At 40.4% G+C, this 22,035-nt stretch carries 21 protein-coding genes and 1 tRNA gene; 13 read left to right on the forward strand and 9 right to left on the reverse strand.

Annotated elements, in window-relative coordinates:
• The first annotated feature begins 12 nt into the window (after positions 1–12).
• Genes BLQ18_RS04875 through hemW form a run of 5 tightly spaced genes read left to right on the forward strand, consistent with a single transcriptional unit; the run spans position 13 to position 3,825 of the window.
• Complete coding sequence (locus BLQ18_RS04875) at positions 13–1,161, forward strand: tetratricopeptide repeat protein (protein WP_090293268.1); 1,149 nt, start codon at positions 13–15, stop codon at positions 1,159–1,161.
• 44 nt (positions 1,162–1,205) lie between these two features.
• Entirely contained in the window at positions 1,206–1,685 is a 480-nt protein-coding gene (locus BLQ18_RS04880; RefSeq protein ID WP_090293269.1) for a hypothetical protein, read from the forward strand.
• 3 nt (positions 1,686–1,688) lie between these two features.
• Entirely contained in the window at positions 1,689–2,240 is a 552-nt protein-coding gene (ruvC, locus tag BLQ18_RS04885) for a crossover junction endodeoxyribonuclease RuvC (RefSeq protein ID WP_090293270.1), read from the forward strand.
• A gap of 51 nt (positions 2,241–2,291) precedes the next feature.
• Positions 2,292–2,648, forward strand: a complete 357-nt coding sequence (locus tag BLQ18_RS04890) for a four helix bundle protein (protein WP_090293271.1) — start codon at positions 2,292–2,294, stop codon at positions 2,646–2,648.
• 34 nt (positions 2,649–2,682) lie between these two features.
• Positions 2,683–3,825: a radical SAM family heme chaperone HemW gene (gene hemW / locus BLQ18_RS04895; protein WP_090293272.1), complete on the forward strand. Its 1,143-nt coding sequence runs from the start codon at positions 2,683–2,685 to the stop codon at positions 3,823–3,825.
• Positions 3,826–3,831: 6 nt separating this feature from the next.
• Here the strand turns inward: hemW and BLQ18_RS04900 are convergent, their stop codons facing one another.
• Entirely contained in the window at positions 3,832–4,530 is a 699-nt protein-coding gene (locus tag BLQ18_RS04900; protein ID WP_245668069.1) for a DJ-1/PfpI family protein, read from the reverse strand.
• A gap of 76 nt (positions 4,531–4,606) precedes the next feature.
• Positions 4,607–5,068 carry a hypothetical protein gene (locus BLQ18_RS04905; RefSeq protein WP_090293273.1) on the reverse strand — a complete coding sequence of 154 codons (462 nt, stop codon included), beginning with the start codon at positions 5,066–5,068 and terminating at the stop codon, positions 4,607–4,609.
• 148 nt (positions 5,069–5,216) lie between these two features.
• Between BLQ18_RS04905 and BLQ18_RS04910 the strand changes: the two genes are divergently transcribed.
• Genes BLQ18_RS04910 through BLQ18_RS04935 form a run of 6 tightly spaced genes read left to right on the forward strand, consistent with a single transcriptional unit; the run spans position 5,217 to position 9,485 of the window.
• Positions 5,217–5,966 (forward strand): cyclase family protein, encoded by a 750-nt coding sequence (locus BLQ18_RS04910; protein ID WP_090293274.1) that lies wholly within the window; start codon positions 5,217–5,219, stop codon positions 5,964–5,966.
• Positions 5,966–6,319, forward strand: coding sequence for a DUF4260 domain-containing protein (locus tag BLQ18_RS04915; protein WP_090293275.1), 354 nt, complete (start codon positions 5,966–5,968; stop codon positions 6,317–6,319). The genes BLQ18_RS04910 and BLQ18_RS04915 overlap by 1 nt, the downstream gene beginning before the upstream one ends.
• Positions 6,319–6,948: a DUF4230 domain-containing protein gene (locus tag BLQ18_RS04920; protein ID WP_090293276.1), complete on the forward strand. Its 630-nt coding sequence runs from the start codon at positions 6,319–6,321 to the stop codon at positions 6,946–6,948. Before BLQ18_RS04915 ends, BLQ18_RS04920 begins: the two co-directional genes overlap by 1 nt.
• Positions 6,945–7,349 carry a Dabb family protein gene (locus tag BLQ18_RS04925; protein WP_090293277.1) on the forward strand — a complete coding sequence of 135 codons (405 nt, stop codon included), beginning with the start codon at positions 6,945–6,947 and terminating at the stop codon, positions 7,347–7,349. Before BLQ18_RS04920 ends, BLQ18_RS04925 begins: the two co-directional genes overlap by 4 nt.
• A complete protein-coding gene (locus BLQ18_RS04930) occupies positions 7,346–7,705 on the forward strand; it encodes an MmcQ/YjbR family DNA-binding protein (protein ID WP_090293278.1) in 360 nt (119 codons plus the stop codon). Before BLQ18_RS04925 ends, BLQ18_RS04930 begins: the two co-directional genes overlap by 4 nt.
• 7 nt (positions 7,706–7,712) lie before the next feature.
• Positions 7,713–9,485, forward strand: coding sequence for a MutS-related protein (locus tag BLQ18_RS04935; RefSeq protein ID WP_090293279.1), 1,773 nt, complete (start codon positions 7,713–7,715; stop codon positions 9,483–9,485).
• On the opposite strand, the gene BLQ18_RS04940 is transcribed toward BLQ18_RS04935, so the two are convergent.
• From BLQ18_RS04940 to BLQ18_RS04950, 3 genes are all read right to left on the reverse strand, one after another.
• Positions 9,482–10,582: a DUF4407 domain-containing protein gene (locus BLQ18_RS04940; RefSeq protein ID WP_090293280.1), complete on the reverse strand. Its 1,101-nt coding sequence runs from the start codon at positions 10,580–10,582 to the stop codon at positions 9,482–9,484. The two genes, BLQ18_RS04935 and BLQ18_RS04940, sit on opposite strands and share 4 nt — an antisense overlap.
• 111 nt (positions 10,583–10,693) lie before the next feature.
• Entirely contained in the window at positions 10,694–12,397 is a 1,704-nt protein-coding gene (locus BLQ18_RS04945) for a M56 family metallopeptidase (protein WP_090293281.1), read from the reverse strand.
• Between the two features lie 2 nt (positions 12,398–12,399).
• A complete protein-coding gene (locus BLQ18_RS04950) occupies positions 12,400–12,765 on the reverse strand; it encodes a BlaI/MecI/CopY family transcriptional regulator (RefSeq protein WP_090293675.1) in 366 nt (121 codons plus the stop codon).
• A 137-nt stretch (positions 12,766–12,902) separates the two neighbouring features.
• Here BLQ18_RS04950 and BLQ18_RS04955 point away from each other — a divergent pair, with 137 nt between their 5' ends.
• Entirely contained in the window at positions 12,903–13,481 is a 579-nt protein-coding gene (locus BLQ18_RS04955; RefSeq protein WP_090293282.1) for a PhnA domain-containing protein, read from the forward strand.
• Here the strand turns inward: BLQ18_RS04955 and BLQ18_RS04960 are convergent.
• Positions 13,478–14,866: a dipeptidase gene (locus BLQ18_RS04960; RefSeq protein WP_090293283.1), complete on the reverse strand. Its 1,389-nt coding sequence runs from the start codon at positions 14,864–14,866 to the stop codon at positions 13,478–13,480. The genes BLQ18_RS04955 and BLQ18_RS04960 overlap by 4 nt on opposite strands.
• A gap of 172 nt (positions 14,867–15,038) precedes the next feature.
• On the opposite strand from BLQ18_RS04960, the gene BLQ18_RS04965 reads away from it, so the two are divergent.
• Positions 15,039–15,120, forward strand: a tRNA-Leu gene (locus BLQ18_RS04965).
• A 242-nt stretch (positions 15,121–15,362) separates the two neighbouring features.
• Here BLQ18_RS04965 and BLQ18_RS04970 read toward each other — a convergent pair.
• The 3 genes from BLQ18_RS04970 to BLQ18_RS04980 form a co-directional block, all read right to left on the reverse strand.
• Positions 15,363–16,517: a hypothetical protein gene (locus BLQ18_RS04970; RefSeq protein WP_090293284.1), complete on the reverse strand. Its 1,155-nt coding sequence runs from the start codon at positions 16,515–16,517 to the stop codon at positions 15,363–15,365.
• A 567-nt stretch (positions 16,518–17,084) separates the two neighbouring features.
• Positions 17,085–20,234 (reverse strand): type I restriction endonuclease subunit R, encoded by a 3,150-nt coding sequence (locus BLQ18_RS04975; protein ID WP_090293285.1) that lies wholly within the window; start codon positions 20,232–20,234, stop codon positions 17,085–17,087.
• Between the two features lie 9 nt (positions 20,235–20,243).
• Positions 20,244–22,034: a GmrSD restriction endonuclease domain-containing protein gene (locus tag BLQ18_RS04980; RefSeq protein WP_090293286.1), complete on the reverse strand. Its 1,791-nt coding sequence runs from the start codon at positions 22,032–22,034 to the stop codon at positions 20,244–20,246.
• Between the last annotated feature and the right edge of the window lies 1 nt (position 22,035).

Here is a 22,035-nt window from a genome sequence, read left to right on the forward strand (position 1 = left end):
ATCTTCTGTTTAATGTTAAGGGTAATACCAATATGTAGTATTGCAATATTTTTGTTCTCGTTCAAAGTCGGTGCGCAAACATCGGCTTTGGCCGTTGCGGATAGTTTGTATGCTTTGGGCAACTACACGGCAGCCATCAATCAATATGCAAAGGTAGATTCACCAATGTCCAGTATTCAGATTGCTCGATCGTACAATGCCATCGGAAATTATGAAAAGGCCATTGCGCAATATCAGGCTACTTTACAATCCCATCCCGAATTGAGCATTGCCCAGTTTGAACTGGGTAAACTCCTGCTCAAAACCAAAAATAAGGATGCTGCTTTAGTTGCTTTCAATGCCTTAATCAACCAAAAACAGGAGAATCCTGAGTATTATTATTACCTCGGACGCACTTTGGAAACCCAAATGAACCAGGTAAAGGCCAACCAAGCATTCCGAAAAGCGGTGCAATTGGATAGCACCCATTTGCGGAGCCTTTATTCCCTCGGCAAATATTTTGTGGGTCAGGAAATTCGGGATTCCGCATTGGTGTACATCGACCAGGGACTTCGTTTTTATGAGAACGATGTGGCCATGATCAACCTTAAGGCGCAAGCCTATTATAATAATGGGCAATTTAAACTAGCCATTCCCCATTTTGAACGGTTGATGGAACTGGGAGAAACCCAACCTTTTGTTTTAAAACGGGTGGCCTTTTGTTATTTCCGAGCCTACAAAAACGAGGAGGCCATAAAAACCTATCAAATGCTGGCGATGGATCCTTGGTCTGTGGCCGATGCCTATTCAGGTTTGGGCGATGTCTATTTTCAAGAAAAGCAATTGGATAGTGCGCAATTTTATATTGAAAAGTCCATCGAAGAGCGCACCGAAATTTTTGATCAAGAATATGCCGATTTGGGCCGCATTGCCCGAATTCAAGGGAAAACCAAACAAGCCATGGATCTCTACACCAAAGCTTGGGAAGAAAACAAGGACAATTACTACAACTATTATCAGGTCTGTATTTTGGCCGATGAATATTTTAAAGATCCAGAAACTAGGCTGGCCTACTACGAAAGATTGCTGCACCTATATCCCGATGCAGCCCCATTCATTGCCGAACGGGTGAAAAAGCGCATTTCCGAAATAAAGGAGGAAATACACATGGCGCGCAATTAAATTCTTCAAATTATTGTAATTTCAGCCAAATTCTAGGGGCTGTTATGCGGAAGTTATGGTCGATAACCTTTTTTTTAGGGCTGCTCGTGTCATGCGAGCTTTTTGAGTCCAAGGAAGTCAAGACCCAAAAATTGGTGAACGAAGAACTTTTGGCCATCGACTGGAACGATGTGGACCAATACCCTCTTTTTGAAGATTGTGATGAAACAGCCGACAAGGAGGCGCAGCGGGAATGTTTTCAGAATGTGATATCGGAATACTTTGCAGAAGCCTTGGCAGGATTGGAATTTCAGGTTCGAAACGATTTGCACGATACGGTCTACATTGATTTTTTGATTGACGAACATGGATTTATCTCTGTGTTGAATGTAGAGGAAAAAACATCGGTGCTCAATGAAATCTCAAATTTCAACGACAAGATTTCTGCCCGATTGAACGATTTGACCACAGTAGCCCCAGCACTAAAAAGAGGGAATCCCGTCGGACTTCGATTTCGATTGCCCCTTGTACTTAACACCAACTAAAATTTGGCAACGGAAAAAATTATATTGGGAATCGACCCCGGAACCACCATTATGGGTTTTGGCATCATCAAGGTCATCAATAAGCAGATGCACTTTGTGCAGATGAACGAGTTGATGCTCAAAAAATACGATGATCCCTACACCAAACTCAAGCTTATTTTTGAACGCACCATAGAACTCATCGATACCTATCACCCTGATGAAATAGCCATTGAAGCCCCCTTTTATGGCAAAAATGTGCAATCCATGCTCAAATTGGGTAGGGCGCAGGGCGTGGCCATGGCAGCTGGACTCTCCAGAGAGATTCCGATTACGGAGTATATGCCCAAAAAAATTAAAATGGCCATCACGGGTAATGGAAACGCAAGTAAAGAACAAGTGGCCAAAATGCTGCAAAGTGTCTTAAAGTTGAAATCACTCCCCAAAAACTTGGACAGTACGGATGGATTGGCCGCGGCCGTATGTCATTTCTATAATGAGGGTAGGGTAGAAGTCGGGAAAAACTACACGGGTTGGGAGGCATTCATCAAACAAAATCCAGATAAAATCAAGTAACAATCTACAATGACCAATTAACAATAAACAATACCCAAATGAGCCTACTTTATGAAAAACAAAAATCCCTTATTGGAAAAATCTTATGATTTTGCTTTGCAAACGGTCAGTTTGTATAAGCGCATAGTGTCATCAAAAAAGGAGTTTGTGCTGTCCAAACAAATGTTGCGTTCAGGAACATCAATCGGAGCAAATATTAGTGAGGCCAATGGCGCAATTTCCACCGCCGATTTTTCAGCAAAGATTTCAATAGCCTATAAAGAAAGTTTGGAAGTGAAATATTGGTTGTCACTTTTAAAAGATTCGGATTATGTAACCAAAGACAACGCCAATAAATTGATTTCACAGGCAGATGAACTTTCGAAAATCATGTTCTCCATCCTAAAAACTACAAAGAGAGCTAAATGATTATTGTAAATTGTTTATTGATTACTGATAACTGATGTCTGGGATATATATTCACATTCCATTTTGCAAGCAAGCATGCCATTACTGTGATTTTCATTTTTCTACACAATTGGGAAAAAAGGAAGCCATGGTACAGGCCATTGCCAAGGAGATTTCCATTCGAAAATCGGAGGTGGAGGATGTAATCGAGACCATTTATTTTGGAGGAGGTACTCCATCAGTACTTTCCAATGAGGAAATAGAATTCCTGATCCAAACCGTTTATGACAATTACAAAGTAATTGACCATCCCGAAATCACTTTGGAAGCCAATCCCGATGATCTAGTGTCATCTCGAGCGCAGTCGAGCGATCTCTTTGAAGCATATAAAAAGTCAGGGATAAACCGTCTCAGTATCGGCATCCAATCTTTTTTTGATGAAGATTTAAAACTGATGAACCGTGCCCACAATGCCTACGAAGCAGAAAAATGCATTCAGCAAGCTACGGAGTACTTTGATAACATTACCATTGACTTGATTTATGGCATCCCTGGCATGGACAACGAGCGATGGAAGAACAATATTCAAAAAGCCTTGGATTTTGGATTGCCGCATATTTCCAGCTACGCATTGACCGTGGAACCACGAACGGCGCTCCAAAAGTTTATTGAAAAAGGAACCGTGCCCGATGTGGACGACGAACAGGCCCAAGAGCAATTTTACATATTGGTGGATACATTGGAAGCCCATGGATTAGTAAACTACGAAATCTCCAATTTTGGAAAACCTGAGTATTTCTCCAAAAACAACACAGCCTATTGGTTGGGCAAAAAATATGTGGGAGTAGGCCCCTCCGCACATTCGTTTGACGGTACAAACCGCAGTTGGAACATTCGAAACAACCCAACCTACATTAAAAAAATAACCGAGGGTATCTTGCCAATGGAAGTGGAAACCCTCTCCCAATCCGACAGGTACAACGAGGCTGTAATGACAGGTCTGCGTACTATTTGGGGTGTTTCTTTAGAAAAAATCGAAAAGGAGTTCGGACATACCTACTTAGACTACCTGAACCAACAAGCCCAAAAATATGTGGAGCAAGGTTTACTTCAATATGTGGATGGAAAACTGCTCACCACCAAAAAAGGTAAGTTTTTAGCGGATGGGATTGCAAGCGATTTGTTTTTTGTGGAGTAAAACAGCTTATTGCGCCACGAAATTATCATTGTCCTTATCCTCGGTCCAGTTGTATTCGATTTCCTTGGCCACTTTTCTGGCGAAATCAATGCCATGTCTATCGGCTAAAAAACCTAATGCCATATCCATGCCCGCACTTACACCCGAAGAGGTATAGTATTTACCATCGACTTTCCATCTCGCTTTTTTGTCCCAATCTACCTTGGTGTCTTGAGAAACCACCCATGAAAAGGCTCGCTTATTGGAAGTCGCTTGCTTGCCCTCCAAAAGTCCAGATTTGGCAAGCAATGCACTCCCTGTGCAAACGGAAAGCACATACTCACTCGTTTGGGAAAGTTCCTCAATTTTATCCAAAAGTTGGTTATTGTTCACTTCCTTTCGGGTGCCCATACCCCCAGGAATCAAAATAATTTTGGGTCCATTGCCCATTGTCTCAAATTTTTCGGTCATGATCGGAACTTTATGCCTGTTGCTGACCACACCACCCTCGAGGGAATAAAATTTAAGCGCATATTGATCCACCAATCGACCAAAAATTTCTGCTGGCCCAAAAACATCCAAGGTTTCATAATCATCGAACATGATAAAGGCAACTTCAATCTTCTTTTCCATTTTGTTTTCAGGTTGTTGGGCATTTATAGTTGTCCCGAACAAGGCAAGCAGCAATGCCGACAATAAGGATTTCAATTTTGGTTTAGTGTTCATATTTGCGAGGTTGAGGTGGGTTGGTGTTTAAATTAAAAGTTAGCATTTATTGATGCCTTATTATGACAGCTAACTTTTAACTATCTAAGTTATTCATAAATTCTTTCCAAAATGCAATCGTCTTTTCTAGCTCTTCATCAAAAACAGCAATTTGATTATTTGGCATAACAATTTTTAACATTGTTCTATCAAAAGAGAAGTCAAAAGTTTTATCAAAGGTGCCTGTTTTTCTTTCTGTTTCTTTTACTTTGGGTTTGTGAGTGTTGAGTTTGTAATGTTTTGAACCATTAGATATATCATGCATTATTTGCAAACTTGGACATAGTTCTTTTAAGTGTTTTTGGAAATCCTTTATTTTAGAAAATTGTCCACCTAACTCATACTCATGAAAGACCCATTCAGATAAGTGCCATGAAGTCATTGCACAATTCAAGGCCATTCTTGAAGAATTATCTGATTTTAAATAGTCCTTGAAATCTTCAATTAGTTTATTTAAAAAATCTTTTGAACTATTTATATCAAATGAAAGATTATTCATGAATTATTGGGCTGAAATTATAAATAATACTACGATTCAATAAATTCTATCGACGGATTTGTGAAGTTAGCAGATTTCATCCAAAAAGAACTTAATAATTGGATTTATCCTCGGAATTGATTTAATTACCATAAACAAGTCAGCCTACATGATAGCCTCTATAAAACACAACTCAAGAATTTATAAAATAGACCTCGGCAACCCCATAGATATTTCCATTCCGTTAACGGGCAAGGAAGACAATGTGAACGCATGGTATTTGGGTCCGCCCACCATTACTGCCCATAAACAGGACGGTTTTATCGGAAGCGTGGAAGATGGTGCCCCCGTAAATTTCAATGATATTTGGTTTAATCCGCATTCGCATGTAACACATACAGAGTGTTTGGGACATATAACCGAGGCGTTTCATTCCGTGAACCAAAAGTTGAAGAAGTTTTTCTTTTTGGCCGAGTTGGTCACCGTAGCGCCCGAGCAAATGAACGGGGATTTTGTGATTTCCGAAAAGCAATTAAAATATGCCTTGGGCAACAAAAAACGAAAAGCCGTAGTGATCCGAACCCTGCCCAATTTGAGCGACAAGCGTACCCGACAATATTCGGATTCCAATCCGCCCTATTTGTTGGAGGAAGCCGCTCAATATTTGGTAAAAAAAGGCGTGGATCATTTATTGATAGACCTGCCCTCGGTGGATAAGGAACGGGATAACGGAGATCTTTTGGCGCACAAAGCCTTTTGGAACGTGAATGGAAAACCAAGGGAAAAAGCAACCATCACCGAGTTTATCTATGTGCCCAACACTGCGGAGGACGGTACGTATTTTTTAGATCTTCAGGTGGCACCCATGGAGAACGATGCCAGTCCCAGCAGGCCCATTTTATATAAAATCGAAGACTAGTGAAAACAACATTAAAATTGGAAGAGCTGATGATGTTCGTTTTGGGCATCTACCTCTTCAATCAACTGGACTACGCCTGGTGGTGGTTCCTGGTATTGCTATTGACCCCCGACATTGGTATGTTGGGTTATCTTTTTGGTAATAAGGCAGGTGCCATCGGGTACAATCTTTTTCATCACAAAGGGGTGGCGATTGTCGTCTACTTGTTGGGAACCTACTTTTCAATACCTTTATGTCAACTGATTGGGATTATTTTATTTTCCCACTCCGCTTTTGACCGCATCATGGGATATGGTCTGAAATACGAAAAAGGATTCAAGTTTACCCATTTGGGTGAAATAGGAAAAAATTAATGGGGGACGTCGTCGAAATGATTTTAGGATTGATTTTGGGAGCCATACTCATGTATTGGTTCTTTTCTTTGTTTCGAAAAAAACGGAACAGGGAAATTACCGAACAGCAATCCACCGTCATCTTGAACAAAATCCGAAGTGTGTGTAAATTGGTATCCGTGGAGGGCGATTTCGCCGAGATTTACCATTACGAAAACACCAAGGACAGCTTTATGAGCCTTTTTAAGAGCAAAAAGAAAGCACTGATCGTGATCAAGGCCAAGGCGCATATCGGTTACGACCTGAACAAGCTCAACTTAAAGGCTGACAATGATGGAAAACGAATCATTTTGAGTCATTTTCCCGAACCCGAAGTGCTTTCCATCGAGCCCGAATTGCAGTTTTACGACATCAAAAATGGGATTTTCAATAGCTTTTCACCTACCGATTTGACCAATTTGAACCAAGAGGCCAAAGAGCACATCAAACGGAAAATACCCGAAAGCGGATTGATGGAAACCGCCCGAAAAGAAGCTTTGCAAGCCGTTTTGGTGGTGGAGAAAATCGTGGAAACCATCGGGTGGAAGCTGGACTATTCCGCATTGGAAATATCTAACCAAGAAAAACAAACTATAGAAGAATCCGTATGAAAACAAAAATCCTAACCCTGCTTTTGGTGGGCGTAGTAGCCTCCAGTTGTGTACAAATCAAGAACGATATGAATAAAAATTTCGACCACACTTTTGCCCACGTGGTATATTTCTGGTTCAAAGATCCGGATAGCGCGGCTGATAGAGCCACTTTTGAGGCTTCGTTGACCAAATTTTTGGAAAATTCGCAATTCGCAAAAACCAAATTTATTGGGAAACCGCCAAAGGCCATTCGCGATGTAGTGGACGATTCGTTTACCTACTCCTTGATTTTGACCTTTGAATCTGCCGAAGATCAAGCGGCCTACCAGACTGAACCACCTCATTTGGTGTTTATCGAGGAATGCCAACAAATGTGGGAGAAAGTGATCGTGTACGATTCTCAGGGTATCACAGAATGAATGTAGAGGAGCTCCGCGAGCTGTGCCTGTCCAAAAAAGGCGTTACGGAGGAGTTTCCTTTTGATGCCTACACTTTAGTGTTCAAGGTAATGGGCAAAATGTTCGCGCTCATTCCTTTGGAACGGTTGCCCTCGCAATGCAATTTAAAGTGTGATCCCGAACGGTCGGAAGAGCTTCGTGCTGATCATGATGGCGTGATCACGCCAGGGTATCACATGAGCAAAAAGCATTGGAATACCTTGTTTTTGGAGCAACTTCCCCCACAATTGATCATTGAATTAGTAGACCACTCCTACGATTTGGTCGTAGGCAGTCTCACCAAAAAACTGCAACAGGAATTAAAGGAATTAGATTGATTTTTGAATGAAAGATTTAAAGCAGTTCTATACCCAGCAACGGGAAAAGCATACCACTCATTTACAAGAAGTAAAAAAGCGATTGGGTCTTTTGGCCACGGTTCGACTTGCCGTTTTTCTGGCCCTTGTGGCAGGCATTTATTTCTTTTGGGGTGCCTCTTTTGTATTCGGAATTTTTGTGGTGGGCATGGCCCTGTTTTTATATCTCGTGGCCCGATTCGTCAATCTAAAAAAGGAAAAAGCGTATTTGGAACGCTTGGTGGCCATCAACCAAACAGAATTGGAGGTGTTGGAGCGTAAGTTTCATCACTTGCCCGATGGAAAGGAGTTTTTGCAACCCGAGCATCCCTACGCGCAAGATTTGGACATTTTTGGTCGCGGTTCTTTTTATCAATATGCCAACAGAACCACCTTGCAGCAGGGACGAGAGGTTTTTTCAAGTCTATTGTTGGATGGATACCCAAAGGATATCATCAAAAAACAAGAGGCGATTAAGGAGTTGTCCCAATTACCCGAATGGCGACAGCATTTTTCAGCCTTGGTAGGGGAAACCCAACCTAAAGTAGCACCTAAAGTAGTTGCCGATTGGATGAAAAACCACAAAACGGTAACTCCAAAATGGGTGGGCGTAGTGACTCCAATTTTTGTAGTGCTTTCTATTGTATGGATCACCTTGGCGGTCATGGGAAAAGTGCCAGAAAGTTTGGTGTTGGTCTGGTACTTTATAGGTGTCGGATTGGTTGGACGTTATGCCAAATCTATTCTTTCTTTTTCTGTAAGAGTGACCGAAGCCCAAGAAACCATTCAGCAGCACCAACGGTTGATTTCTGAACTGGAAGACCAACAATTTGAATCTGAACTTTTAAAAGAGCTGCAACATAAACTCAACGTTGAGGGTGGCAAAACCTCCAAAGTTTTAAAACAGTTTGCCCACAATATGAACATGTTGGAGCAGCAATACAATTTGATCGTTTCCATTTTTGGGCAAGGGCTCGGATTGTGGAGTTTGTTTTTCGCCCATAAAGTTGAATCTTGGGTGGCAACCTATGGCAAAGATGTGGAAGAATGGTTTTCGGCCATTGCGCAATTTGATGCCTACATCAGTTTAGGGAATTATGCCTTTAACCATCCCGATCATACCTATCCCGAATTGGTTGAAAGTGGGGAAACGGTGCTGACAGCCAAAGCTGTGGGGCACCCCCTTGTAGATCCTGAAAAGAATGTGCTTAACGATTTTGAGATTGGAAAAGGTCGATTTTGTATTGTCACTGGGGCTAATATGGCTGGAAAAAGTACTTTTTTGCGTGCCGTTGCTTTGCAAGTTGTGATGGCGAACTTGGGATTGCCCGTAAAAGGAAAGGATGTAAAATATGCTCCTGTCCGTTTGTTGACGAGTATGCGCTCTTCCGATTCGTTGGCGGATGAGACCTCTTATTTTTACGCAGAGCTCAAGCGCTTAAAATTTATTGTGGGAGAACTGGAAAAAGGCGACTGCTTCGTGGTTCTCGATGAAATTTTGAAAGGCACCAACAGTGTGGATAAAGCCGAGGGCTCTAAAAAGTTTGTGGAGCGATTGGTGCGCATTGGCGCCACAGGTTTGGTCGCCACCCACGATTTAAGTCTCTGCACCTTATCCGACCAACTCTCGCAAGTGGAAAACAAATATTTTGATGCCCAAATTGTAAATGGCGAACTCTACTTTGACTATAAGTTTAAAGAGGGCATTTGTCAAAACATGAATGCCTCTTTCTTGCTGAAAAATATGGGGATTGTGGATTAAAGCCCTTTTACCTGCACATTGTGAAACGAATCGGCCTGCAAGCGGAGCAATTCTTCTGCTTTTTGCTTTTTGTAGCGGTACAGTTCTTCTTCATTTTTAATGTCGGCATAAATCTGCTGGTTGATTTCCCCATCGGTGGCCAACAACAATTTGCGCTGTTCCACTTTTTGGGTCACCCAAGTAGCAACTACACTTTCTTGTTCCTCAAATTTATAATCGTACTCTCCTTTTGGAGCCAGTAATTTGGCAATGATCGGAGCGGTTTCAATCGCCAAGAACAATAAAAAGATGAAAAAGGAGGGAAACCAAGGCAATTTGCCCAGGGCATTGATTCGGGCCATCAAACCATCAAAACCATCAATAATCGGTTGTGAATTGGTCACGGCGGTAGCGTAATCCGTTTCCAAAGCCGCTATTTGGGCTTCAATATTTTCAATTTTGGAGGCATTGGTTTCTTTCAAACTGTTCAATTCCGCTAAAGCAGCGTCGTGCTTATCCCGCTTTTCTTGGTAAACAGGACCTTTGCCCAATAAACCTGTTCCTGCCGTTCCCTCAGCCTCTGAAATATAGGTATCGTAAAGTGCATTGGTCTCTGCTTCTTTGGCAGTAACCTCACCTTTTAAATTGGCTATATCTTGGTTGAGACTTTCAATCTTAGGAGTGAATTGCAAGGCCAATTGTTCCTTGTTGTTCAAGGTCATGGCGTTCTTTTCTTCCAACAACACTTGGTTGATTTCTTTTTCAAAAATCTTCATCTCCAAAGGTTTGGAAATGACCACGGCAATAATCAAAGCAAGCACAATTCGAGGTGCGGCCTGTAGCAATTCCCCTTTAAAATTGTCCCGCTTTTTAATGGTGGAAACAATGTATCGGTCCAGATTGAAAATGAGCAAACCCCAGATAAATCCGAAAAAAATGGAAGTGTAAATGTTGTCGAAAACGGTGTAAAGGGCATAACCACTAGCAATAAAAGCCATTACGGCGGTAAAGAAAACGGTGGCGCCAATGCCAGCATACTTATTGCGCTCGCCATTGGAGCAGGTTTCAAGAATGTTGGTGTCGGCTCCCGAGCAGAAAATAAAAAAACGTTGTAGCATTATAGTGTTCTGATTTGATTGATAGAGTATTAGAACGCAATTTTGGATGATTTGTTACATAAAAAGCCCCAGAATTGGGGCTTTTAACATTATTTGTATTGGGATGATAGTTTAGTTTTCTATCACTATGGGATCTGTTGAAATCTTAACAACAGGATTGGCTCCATTGGCTTCACGAGCATCAATATTGATGTGTTGATTCTTTTGAACCACTTCAATAGCCTCTTTTGCTGATATGGCTTTGCCATTGTAGGTGAAAGATGCTCCTTTTTGGGCCATTTCTTTTACATGCTCAATAGGCTTTGGAGGCGCGGGAGGTGCAGGAGGAACTGGAGGATTGTTTGGGTTCACCTCAATTACCTCTTTTGTTGGTTTTGGTGCTTTTGGAGAACCAGGTGCTGGAGGTGGTGGCGGAAAATCTGGAAAGGGTTCCGCATCTTCGCGTTGTTTTTTAGACATTTTCCCATAGATTTCCTTTAGGCGCATTACCTCTTTCTTTTGAATGGCCATATTGTTGCGGTCCATGGCATTGTACTTTTTGGCCAACTTGTTGTACGCTTTCATTTCCTCACGGGAAGCACTTTGTTGAGGTGTTTCTTTTGGACCTAAAATATTGATGGTAGCAGAGCCGTATTCTGCCAATGCTTTGTCAATTTTGCTGATGACAGCTTTAGGGGTATTTGCCTCCACTTGAACAATGGAACGAATGATGTTTTTGCGTTCATCAAAAGTTAGATGTCCATTAAGTTTTTCGAGTTCGTCACTTAAATCAGTTATAGAAACCTCTTTGGATTGTAACCATAATTTCCCGTTTTTGTCAATTTGAATTTCAATAGGGTTGATGGTTTGGGTGTTGTTCTTGTTGAAAAATACCTCAGAACCTGAATTGTCAGCTTGAATTTCAATAGGAGCAGGATCATTTTCAATATCCGAATTTTTTGGAACCTCGATAGACGAACTAAATCCGAATAATAGGAGTGCCGTTAGCGGCAGAAGCAAAAAGCTTCGCAATACAAATGATGTTTTTGATGTGTTTGTTTTCATGACTGTAAAACGTTTTTTGATTGATGAATAATTAATGGCATTGGCAATGCCAATCGACTGATGTGTTTCAAAACTATCGTGTGATAAGTACGATAATAATGTGTTTTGGTATTGTGCACGGTCTTGACTGCGATTAACGACGGCTTGGTCGGCCAAGAACTCGTGATTTAATTTGATACTGTATTTTAAAAAATAGATGAGTGGGTTGAACCAAAAGATGACTTGGGCCATTTCTATCAACAGAATATCCAAGCTGTGTTTTTGTTTGGCATGGGTTTCCTCATGAAGCAGTACTTCTTCAGGAATATTGTGGTCCTCATATTGCCTTTTGTTCAAAAAGATGTAGCTGAAAAAGGTATGCGGTGGAATGGGCTGACCCATTAAAACGCGAGTGGTCGATTGCTGCTTCAGCTTCGGGTTTTTACGGATGCGATATCCAATTTGTCCCAGATTTTTGAAAAAACGGATGGCAAATACAACTACACCAAGGGCATAGATTCCCCAAAGAATTTCGCTCCATTCGGTATCAGCTGTTTCAACCAAAGGCTGAGGAGCGTCATTTATGTCCGTAACTGGATGTAGAATGGTAGCACTTTGGGCAACCTCTACATATTCCACAAAAACAATATTTGGGATAATCAGTGCAGCCAGTAAAGCTCCAATTAGATAAAAACGTTTAAAGTGGTGCATGTTTTCATTTTCCAACACCAATTTGTAAAAGGCAAGGAAAATGGCCAAACATGCCGTTGATTTCAGAATAAAAGGCAGCATAATTACTTCTTTTTAATTTCGTTGTCGATCAATTTTTTCAAATCCTCCAATTCAGCTTTGCTCAAATTGGTTTCTTGGGTAAAGAAGGAGGCAAACTGCGTGGCACTATCATTAAAGAAGTTTTTAATGAGTCCGTTCACATGCTTGGAAAAATAATCTTTCTTCTTGACCAACGGATAGTATTCCCTACTTCTGCCAATGTTGCTGTAAGCAACAAACCCTTTGTCCGTCATTCGCTTTAAAAGCGTGGCAACTGTAGTGGTGGCAGGTTTAGGTTCTGGATAGGCATCCAAAAGGTCTTTCATAACGGCCTTTTTTAATTTCCAGACTATGTTCATTAACTCTTCTTCTGATTTTGACAACTGCATTTGTTCGGCTTTTATCATTTGTGCTCTACAAACATAGAACAATTATTTTAATTCTACAAATGTAGAGTTTGTTTTTGCTTTAGGATTAAGTAGGATAGCGGTGCTAAAATGTTAATTTTGCAATCAAATCAAGCATCATGGCATTATTGGATGAATTAAAGGAACGAAGTGGAAATACCTGCGAACTTTGTGGGTCAACTGAAAACTTACAGATGTATGAAGTTCCACCAGTGTCTGTTGGTGGAATGGATGGAAGTCTATTGGGTTGTGTTACTTGTATTGGTCAAATTGAAAATCCCGATACCACAGATGCCAACCATTGGCGTTGTTTGAACGATAGCATGTGGAGCGAGCATGATGCCGTGAAGGTGGTGGCATGGCGAATGCTAAACCGTTTAAAGTCTGAAGGATGGCCTCAAGATCTTTTGGATATGATGTATTTGGAAGATGAGCTGCTCACTTGGGCCAAAGCTACGGGTGAAGGTCAAGAAGAAGGGGAGAAAATCATCCACAGAGATGTGAACGGGGTGGTTTTGGAAAACGGTGACAATGTGGTGCTTGTTAAAGACTTAAAAGTGAAAGGCTCAAGCATGGTCGCAAAACAGGGAACCGCCGTTAGACGGATTTCCCTGGATCACGAAAATGCTGAATATATTGAAGGTAAGGTAGACGGTCAACAGATTGTCATAATTACCAAATATGTCAAAAAGACTTAAGCGTTCAACTCCGCAAAATATTTATAGAAATACGGGATGGTCTCAATCCCTTTTAAGAAGTTGAGCACACCAAAATGCTCGTTAGGTGAGTGGATGGCATCACTATCCAATCCAAATCCCAACAAAATGGTTTTGCTTTCCAGTACCTTTTCAAAAAGTGCCACGATTGGAATACTACCACCTGTACGTTGAGGTACAGGACTTTTTCCAAAAGTTTGTTCTACAGCTTTAGCTGCCGCTTGGTAGCCTATGCTGTCAATAGGAGTTACATAAGCTTGACCTCCGTGATGCGGGGAAACTTTAACCTTCACACTTTTGGGTGCGATGGACGTAAAGTGCTTGGTGAACAAATCGGTGATTTCATGCCAATCTTGGTTGGGCACCAAACGCATAGAAATTTTTGCGTAAGCCTTGCTGGCGATTACTGTTTTAGCACCTTCACCCATATAGCCGCCCCAAATTCCATTTACATCCAAGGTTGGTCTGATACCGAAACGCTCTGAGGTTGAGTATCCTTTTTCTCCATGCACATCATCAATATCCAAAGAAGCTTTGTATTCTTCTAAATCAAACGGAGCTTTTGCCATTTCGGCGCGTTCCTCATCTGAAATGATTTCTACTTTATCATAAAATCCTGGAATGGTAATGTGGTTGTTTTCATCGTGCAATGAAGCAATCATTTTTGCCAAAACATTGATGGGATTGGGTGCAGCACCACCATAAATTCCTGAATGTAAATCACGATTGGCCCCTGTTACTTCTACTTCTACATAACTCAACCCTCTAAGACCCGTAGTAATGGACGGATTTTCCATGGAAATCATGCCAGTATCGGAAATCAAAATGATATCGTTTTTGAGTTTTTCTTTGTTGTCATCCAGAAAGCCAGCCAAGCTATCACTGCCCACTTCTTCTTCACCTTCAATCATGAATTTTACATTGCAAGGCAAGGTGTTGTTTTTGATCATATATTCAACAGCTTTTACGTGCATAAAAAACTGACCTTTGTCGTCACAGGCACCACGTGCAAAAATGGCTCCATCAGGATGCAATTTTGTGGGTTTGATCACAGGCTTGAAAGGAGGGGAGTCCCAAAGATTGATAGGATCTGGTGGTTGCACATCGTAATGACCGTACACCAATACTGTTGGAAGGTTTGGGTCAATAATTTTATCGGCATATACCACGGGATAACCTTTGGTTTCGCAAATTTCGGCATTGTCGCAACCAGCTTCCGTCAACGATTTTTTAACAGCTTCCGCTGTGTGCAAAACGTCTTGTGAATAGGCCGTGTCGGCACTTATTGAGGGGATTTTTAGTAAGTCAATGAGTTCGTTAAGGAATCTGTCTTTGTTGGACTCGATGTAATTATTTAAATCTTTCATATATGTTTTAAAAAGGACACTAAAAGTACAAAAAACAAGTTTTTATAGGGTGTGCATTTGCAAATCGGAAATTTGATTTATATTTGCACTCCTTTCCGCGGGTGTGGTGGAATTGGTAGACACGCTAGACTTAGGATCTAGTCAAGTCTAAGCTCTTAAAATATTGTTAAATGCGGGTATGGTGGAATTGGTAGACACGCCAGACTTAGGATCTGGTGCCGCAAGGCGTGGGGGTTCGACTCCCTTTACCCGCACTTTTAAGTTTTCTGAAACTTACGTTAAAAGCTCCTCAATTTTGAGGGGCTTTTTTTGTATTGGTACAACATAGGTAAAACATTGGCCTTTTTTTACTGTCGACACTAGATCTTTTTACATACTAATTCAAAGGGCGTCAAATTTAATTTTAGCACTTTTTTTTGCTTTCTTTTAGTTGATTTTGATTATTTATCTTGGCCAAGGCAATTTATTTTTCCAGAAACTTTTCTTGATAGTTGGTTTAGGGATAAAACAGACTTGATCTTTTTGTTTCGGTTTCCACAAGGGAATTTCGTTCGACATCTTCCAACAAAGGAACTTCCCTTTCGATCATGGGGTCGAACCATTCAATCTTCTCATTGGCCCATTCCAACCAAAGCAATAGATCCTCTGTCAGTTCACCGTTCGATTCCTTGTGGTTTTTAAATTCTTGGACATAACTTCTGAGCCTAACGGTCATCTCATGTCTTTTCATGTCCTTGAAAAGTGATTTCAGGGATTGAAGTTCTTTGTCCTTCCGGTCTTGAAGCTCTTGTTTGATTTTTTGTTCTTCCTGAAATTTTTTGTGCCATTCCTCCCTTTCGATTCGTTCTTTTTTCAACTGCTTGGCCGTCAACTCAAGCTTGGTCAGTATTTTGGCGAGTTGTTCCTCCAAAAGTTCATTTTTATTGTCTGCCCAATCTTTTCTCAAGAAGTAATCTGCTTCCATCTTTAACATTAAAATATCGCTTGCGTGGTATTCATAATTCGTCCACCGCTCTTTTTTGACCAACACCCTTTTTGATTTTTCGCGACAGCGTATGTTGATTTTTTCGTCAAGCACAATGGCATAAGTACTATATCCATCTATTTCAATGTCATGACCTCTTTTCCTAAGTAATTTGATCAGGGCATTCATGAACCTTAGTGCCCTAGGAACCATCTTTTTTGAAACCTCTATGTTTAAATTTCCTTTGGTTGTATGGATTATATCTTGATATTGATGGTTGGGTTGAAAGTTAGAAGTTGCTAGGTCGGATTTTGCCTTTTGAACGAGAATGTCGGGTTTGTACATTTTACTCGGAACAGAAAGGGGTAGGGAGGGGTCGTTAACAATTTCGTTTTTCAAGGCACTGTACTTGCTATTGAAATGCGCTTTTTTGTCATTTTTCTCTTTTCTCTCTGACAGATTGATGTCATCTAGTTTTTTCTCCTTTTTTTTCAAAGGTGTTTTTGTCACTTTTTTGCCATACTTCACCTTTGACCAATGCCCGACCCTGGGCAATGGTATTTCATGTTTGATGCAAATTTTTCTCAGGCAGTTGTCCGAAATGTTGTATTGTTTGGCCAATTGGGTCAATGGGGTCGTCCAGACCAATTCATAAAGTTCTTTTCTCGTTATTGTTTTGGTTTCCATGGTTTGATGGATTTTTGAGTGAGAAATCAAAGAAATGCAAATGAAGGGAATGACCAAATTTGACTTTTTGGAGTAAATCTTGATTCGTCCATAGGGGTCGATTTAAGATGTTTAAATGTGTTGGAACGATGATTTTACGAGAATTGGTATTTATGCTTTTAAATCAGGTCTAAATTTGATTGTGCGGGATGTAATATTGTTGCAACGAATGCATCCCTGACCGATATGTCTTTGGGGACCAGGTGATTTTTTGCGTATTGATCGATTTTAACTTGTATGGGTTGCTGGATGCTCCCATTTTATTTGTTCCAATTTGAGTAAATCAAAAAAAAGTGAAATTTTAAAATTCAGTTTATATTATGTTTTAAATAGTTTATATATGTTTATTATACATATTAAGACTTGTTCAGTACTTGTTCAGTACTTGTTCAATGCTTGTCCCGATTTTAAACAAGTTCTGGACTAGTTGTTTTGATGCCTTTTGACTTGTTTTGGTGGATTGCCATTTAGATACTCCGACCTTTAGTAAAAGTGAAAATATGAAATGTTGTTTAGCGCTTTTCTTGGTCAGAAATTACCACTGGAATACTTTTTGAAATTCTCTGCCTGCTCAAAGATTTCTTCATAAACTTCATCCCGTTCCACAGGGGGGTAACCATGTTCGTCCAACAAAAGTATCAAGCCTACCTTTAGGGCAGCTTTGATATCATTTCGTTTATTCCAATCAGGGAATTTGGCTTGACCATCAACCAGTTCCTTTACCGCTTTGGCCAAATTTATCAATTTGTCCTCTGGGTAGGTAAAATCATATTTGATACACAATTCCTTGAGGATGTCATAAAAGGCTTTTTCCTCGAAATCTATCCCTAGATCATTGCCGGATTTGTACTCCGTATAAACGTCCCAAATCAAATTGGTCAGCTGTTCGGCCATTTCTTCATAGACCTCGCTTCGGAGGATATCGTTCTCGTCTCTTTGGTTGTAACGATTTACAAGGGATTCCATTTTCTTTGAAAAGTCCACACCCTTGACCTTGTTTACCTTCTTCATTTCTCCTATAGCCTTTGCCAATAATTGTTGTAACAACTTGATCTTGGTATTGGGCAACTTGATTTTATCGATTTTGGCCAAATAGTCCTCGTCAAAAATATCTTGCTCTTTGTCGGTTGCTTCGCCCATTTTGAAGATTTCATCCACACCATCACTTTGCAGGGCATTTTTAATCATTTCCCTTACCTTGGCATTCATTTGGGCTGTATCGGGTGCATTGCCCTTTGTCAATTTGAAAACTATGGAGCGCACCGCTAAATAGAAGTGGGTTTGATCTCGTTCCTTTTGTGATAATTCCTCACTACCGGCACAAATATCGTAGGCGGCCTTAAGTCGCTTGACCAAGCCCATAAAACGGGTTTCCATTTCTTTGGTCAGTTGAACAAATTCTGCGGCCTTGTTCAATGTGTCCAACTGCTCCAATGGGGTGCCATTAAAATATTTTGAGCTGTCAAACTTGTGCAAGAGTTTGTCCAGTAAATCCAAATGATTACGGGCTATGGTCAAGGATTGTTGTATATCCTCAAAATTGTCCTTGTCGCCCTCGGAATATTTTTTAAGGGCTAGATTCATTTGTTTTTTGATGCCAATGTAATCCACTACTAAGCCCTTATTTTTTCCCTTGAATTTACGGTTCACACGGGAAATGGTCTGTATCAGGTTATGTTGCTGGATAGGCTTGTCAATATAGATGGTGTCCAAGAAGGGGACATCAAAACCGGTCAACCACATATCCACCACAATGGCTATCTTGAAATTGGATTTCTCGTTCTTGAATTGTCTGTCCAGTTCCTTGCGATAATCCTTTGTTCCCAATATGTCGTACAATTCCTTTGGATCGTCTTTTCCCCGGGTCATGATCATTTTGATCCGTTCCATGGGCTTTATTTCCCGCTTTTCCTTGTCGGTCAAGACAGCACCGTCCTCAGCTACTTTTATATCGTTCCATTCAGGTTTTAATTCAAGTACGTTTTTATAGAACTCATAAGCTATAAAACGAGAACTGCTGACAAACATGGCCTTGCCCTTTACGGTCGCGCCTTCAGTCACCCGCTTTTCGTAATGCTGAACAAAATCGGCTGCCAATTCCTTTAGTCTGTCCGGGTCGCCCAAAATGGCGTTCATGTTGGCAGATTGCTTTTTGCTTTCCTCTATTTGATATTCATTGGCCCCGGCCTCGGCTGCTTCCTCATAGTATTTCTCTATTTTTTCAAGCTCGCTGTTCTGTAGGGCGATTTTAGCTGCTCTGCCTTCATATACAATTCTTACGGTAATCTCATCTTGGACCGATTCGGTCATGGTATAGGCGTCGACCACTTTGCCGAATACGTCTAAAGTGGCATCAATAGGAGTGCCTGTAAAGCCAACATAGGTGGCATTGGGCAATGAATCGTGCAAATATTTGGCAAAACCATAGGATTTTTTGACACCTTTTTCAGTTACCCGTATTTTTTGATCTAAGTTGGTCTGGCTTCTGTGGGCTTCATCAGAAATACAGATGACATTGCTACGCTTTGTTAATAATTCGATGTCTTCGGTGAACTTATGTATGGTAGTTAAGAATACACCACCACTGGCACGTCCTTGGAGCAGTTCCCTTAAATCGGCCCTGCTTTCAACACTGGTCACCGAATTGTCGCCAATATATCTCTTGGCATTCGTGAATTGACCTGAGAGTTGGTCGTCCAAGTCGGTGCGGTCGGTAATGAGAACAATAGTGGGGTTTTCGAAGTAAGGGCTTTTCATTAATAGTCTCGTAAGAAATAGCATGGTAAAACTCTTGCCACTTCCCGTTGCGCCAAAGTAGGTTCCGCCTTTGCCGTCGCCTTCAGGCTTTTGGGCCTTTATTATATTCTCGTATAAGGCCCGTGCTGCATAATATTGTGGATACCGGCATACAATTTTCTCATCTTTTTTTGAGGTATCGGGTATATAAATGAAGTTTTGGATGATATCTCTAAATCTATCCTGATGGAACATACCCTGTACAAGAGTGAACATACTATCAATACCATCAACCTCTTTATTGGAGCCAGATATTCTACGCCAAGCATAGAAAAACTCATAAGGAGCAAAAAATGAACCTGCTTTGTTGTTGACCCCATCGCTGATGATACAAAATGAATTGTATTTGAACAACTCGGGAATATCCCTCTTGTAACGTGTGGTCAACTGTACGTATGCATTATGAATGGTACAATTTTCTTGAATGGCCGTTTTGAACTCAAACACCACAACGGGCAATCCATTGATATAGATGATACCATCGGGAATGCGTTTTTCCGAACCAACGATTTCCAGTTGGTTTACAAACTTGTACGTGTTGTTGTTTATCTCGGAATAGTCGATAAGATAGATCCAAATGTCTTTTTGGTTGCGGTCTTCCCGTTTAAAACTAAAGCCGTCGGAAAGCCATTGCATGAATGTTTTGTTGGTCTCATATAGATCTGAAGCAGGTAGGGTTTTTAATTGTAATAAAATGGACTTGGCCTCAGTTAGCGTCAGCCCTTCATTTTTATATTGGTTTAACAGAAAATCAATTAAATCTTTTTCAATCAGGACTTCTTCGGGAACGCGGTTTATAGTATTGCCCAAGAAATGTGGGAAATCCTGATTGCCCAAAAGTTCAATAAATACGTCCTCTAATCTTGCTTCAATGAATTTCATGTGTTACTACTATAGACTCTTGTAATAGTTCTTTATTTTATCTGCCATCATTCTACGTCTTGAAATTAAAAAGTCTTGGTAATCCGTATAATCAGCGCTGTATAGCAGATTTGGCATATCGTTCGTTTCAAGATTTTGTTCTATTATAGGTTTCGAATCAATAGTGCTTATATCATATCTTTTTGCATCAATTTCTTCCAACACTTTCTTCATGTATTCTTTGGGGGCCATTTTGCCAACTTTAATGTTTGTAGACTGCTCGGTATAAACAAAATTGGCTATTTGGTTATATTGTCTCTGAACAAACCCATTATCCGTCAAATACTTTTTGGGAAAGATGTGATGAATGTCCCCACGTTGTTCAATAAGACTATTTATTTTCATACTCTTCGAAAGAAATGCTGTTGCATTTTCATTACATTGTGCGGCCAAATAAACATTGTATGCATTATTGTTTACACTCGTTGTTTCAAGGTCTGACACCAAGCCAAAATCCCAGAATCCGTCACCTAAATAGGTCTGTTCCATTTGAAGCAAGTATGCTTCAATGCCCTTTTCATTTATTTGTTTGATGTCTTCATCAATCATCGATTCTGAAGATCCAGAATATCGCCCAACCAGCAAGGACATAATCAGCCACCGTTTCACAAATTGTTGTACTTCGGTTTCAGATCTACCTTCATTTCTTAATTTTAAGTAAAGGGTGTAGGAGAAATTTAAGCTGTTTTTTGAGGAGATAAGCTTATTGTGTATTAAACCTGTAGATTGTACCAGCATCAAGAAGCGTTGGTAGTTGGTTTTATCCACGAAATCCATAAGACCTTCCGATAGTAACTTATAACTACTTTCCGCTATTTCCGCTTCATAAGTTCTTAATTCAAAATTTCTACCAGATAGTAAGGCCACTAAATCACTAAACTTACCACGACTAAATTTATAAGTAAATGAAACCCTTAATACATCAACATAATTGGGGACGTAGAGCTCATCTTTTCCACCGGCCATCCATTTAATGGCACCAAAATATCTGTGTGACGAAAATTCTTTGTCGTTATCTTCTATATGTTTTTTAAAGCCTTTGTCAACGATTAACCTGCAGAAATAGTCCACTAATTTCCGCATTTTATTTCCATCATTAAGTTCGTCAGCAGCAACCTTCGACATAACAAAGTCAGCATTGCTTAACACAACACCTTTTTGGTTAATACGAATAAAAATCTCCGTTACTGTGTCAATATCCAGGGAGTGATCAAGCTCAATGATCCCAACCTGCTTGTTTTTTATGCGTTTTAAGTTTTCAATCCTATCTTCCACTAAATCTTCGTCAGCGTCTGGGTTGGCATTAAGATAATTCCTTATTGATTTGGTAATAGAAACTTCATCATTGACTATAGGGTTGATATTATTGATCCATTCATTGCTTTTCTCTTTAGCTTTATTAAGCACCTCAAACTTTTCTGTTAAGGGGTTAAATGCAATACGTATGGCAACTTCCTTGTAATTCTTGTTCAACACCTTTTGTCCAACAATGGCCGCAGTTAACGCAGTTATTCGCTGTTGACCATCAATCAACACTTTTTTGCCTGCAGATAGGTCTCCATTTTTAAGCTTTACGTCAGGATTACGCCAAGTAATGATATATCCTACTGGATAACCCTGATAAAGTGAATCTATAAAGTCCCTAACTTTTGAAGCTTTCCATACAAAAGGTCGTTGTATTTCAGGGATGGCTATTTCACCGGATTTTATCCAACTAAGAAGAGTCTCCACAGGTTGTTGATGAACGGAATATTTAGCCATT

Origin of the sequence: Flagellimonas zhangzhouensis, from assembly GCF_900102925.1 — a bacterium.
In the GTDB taxonomy this organism is placed as follows: Bacteria; Bacteroidota; Bacteroidia; order Flavobacteriales; family Flavobacteriaceae; genus Flagellimonas; species Flagellimonas zhangzhouensis.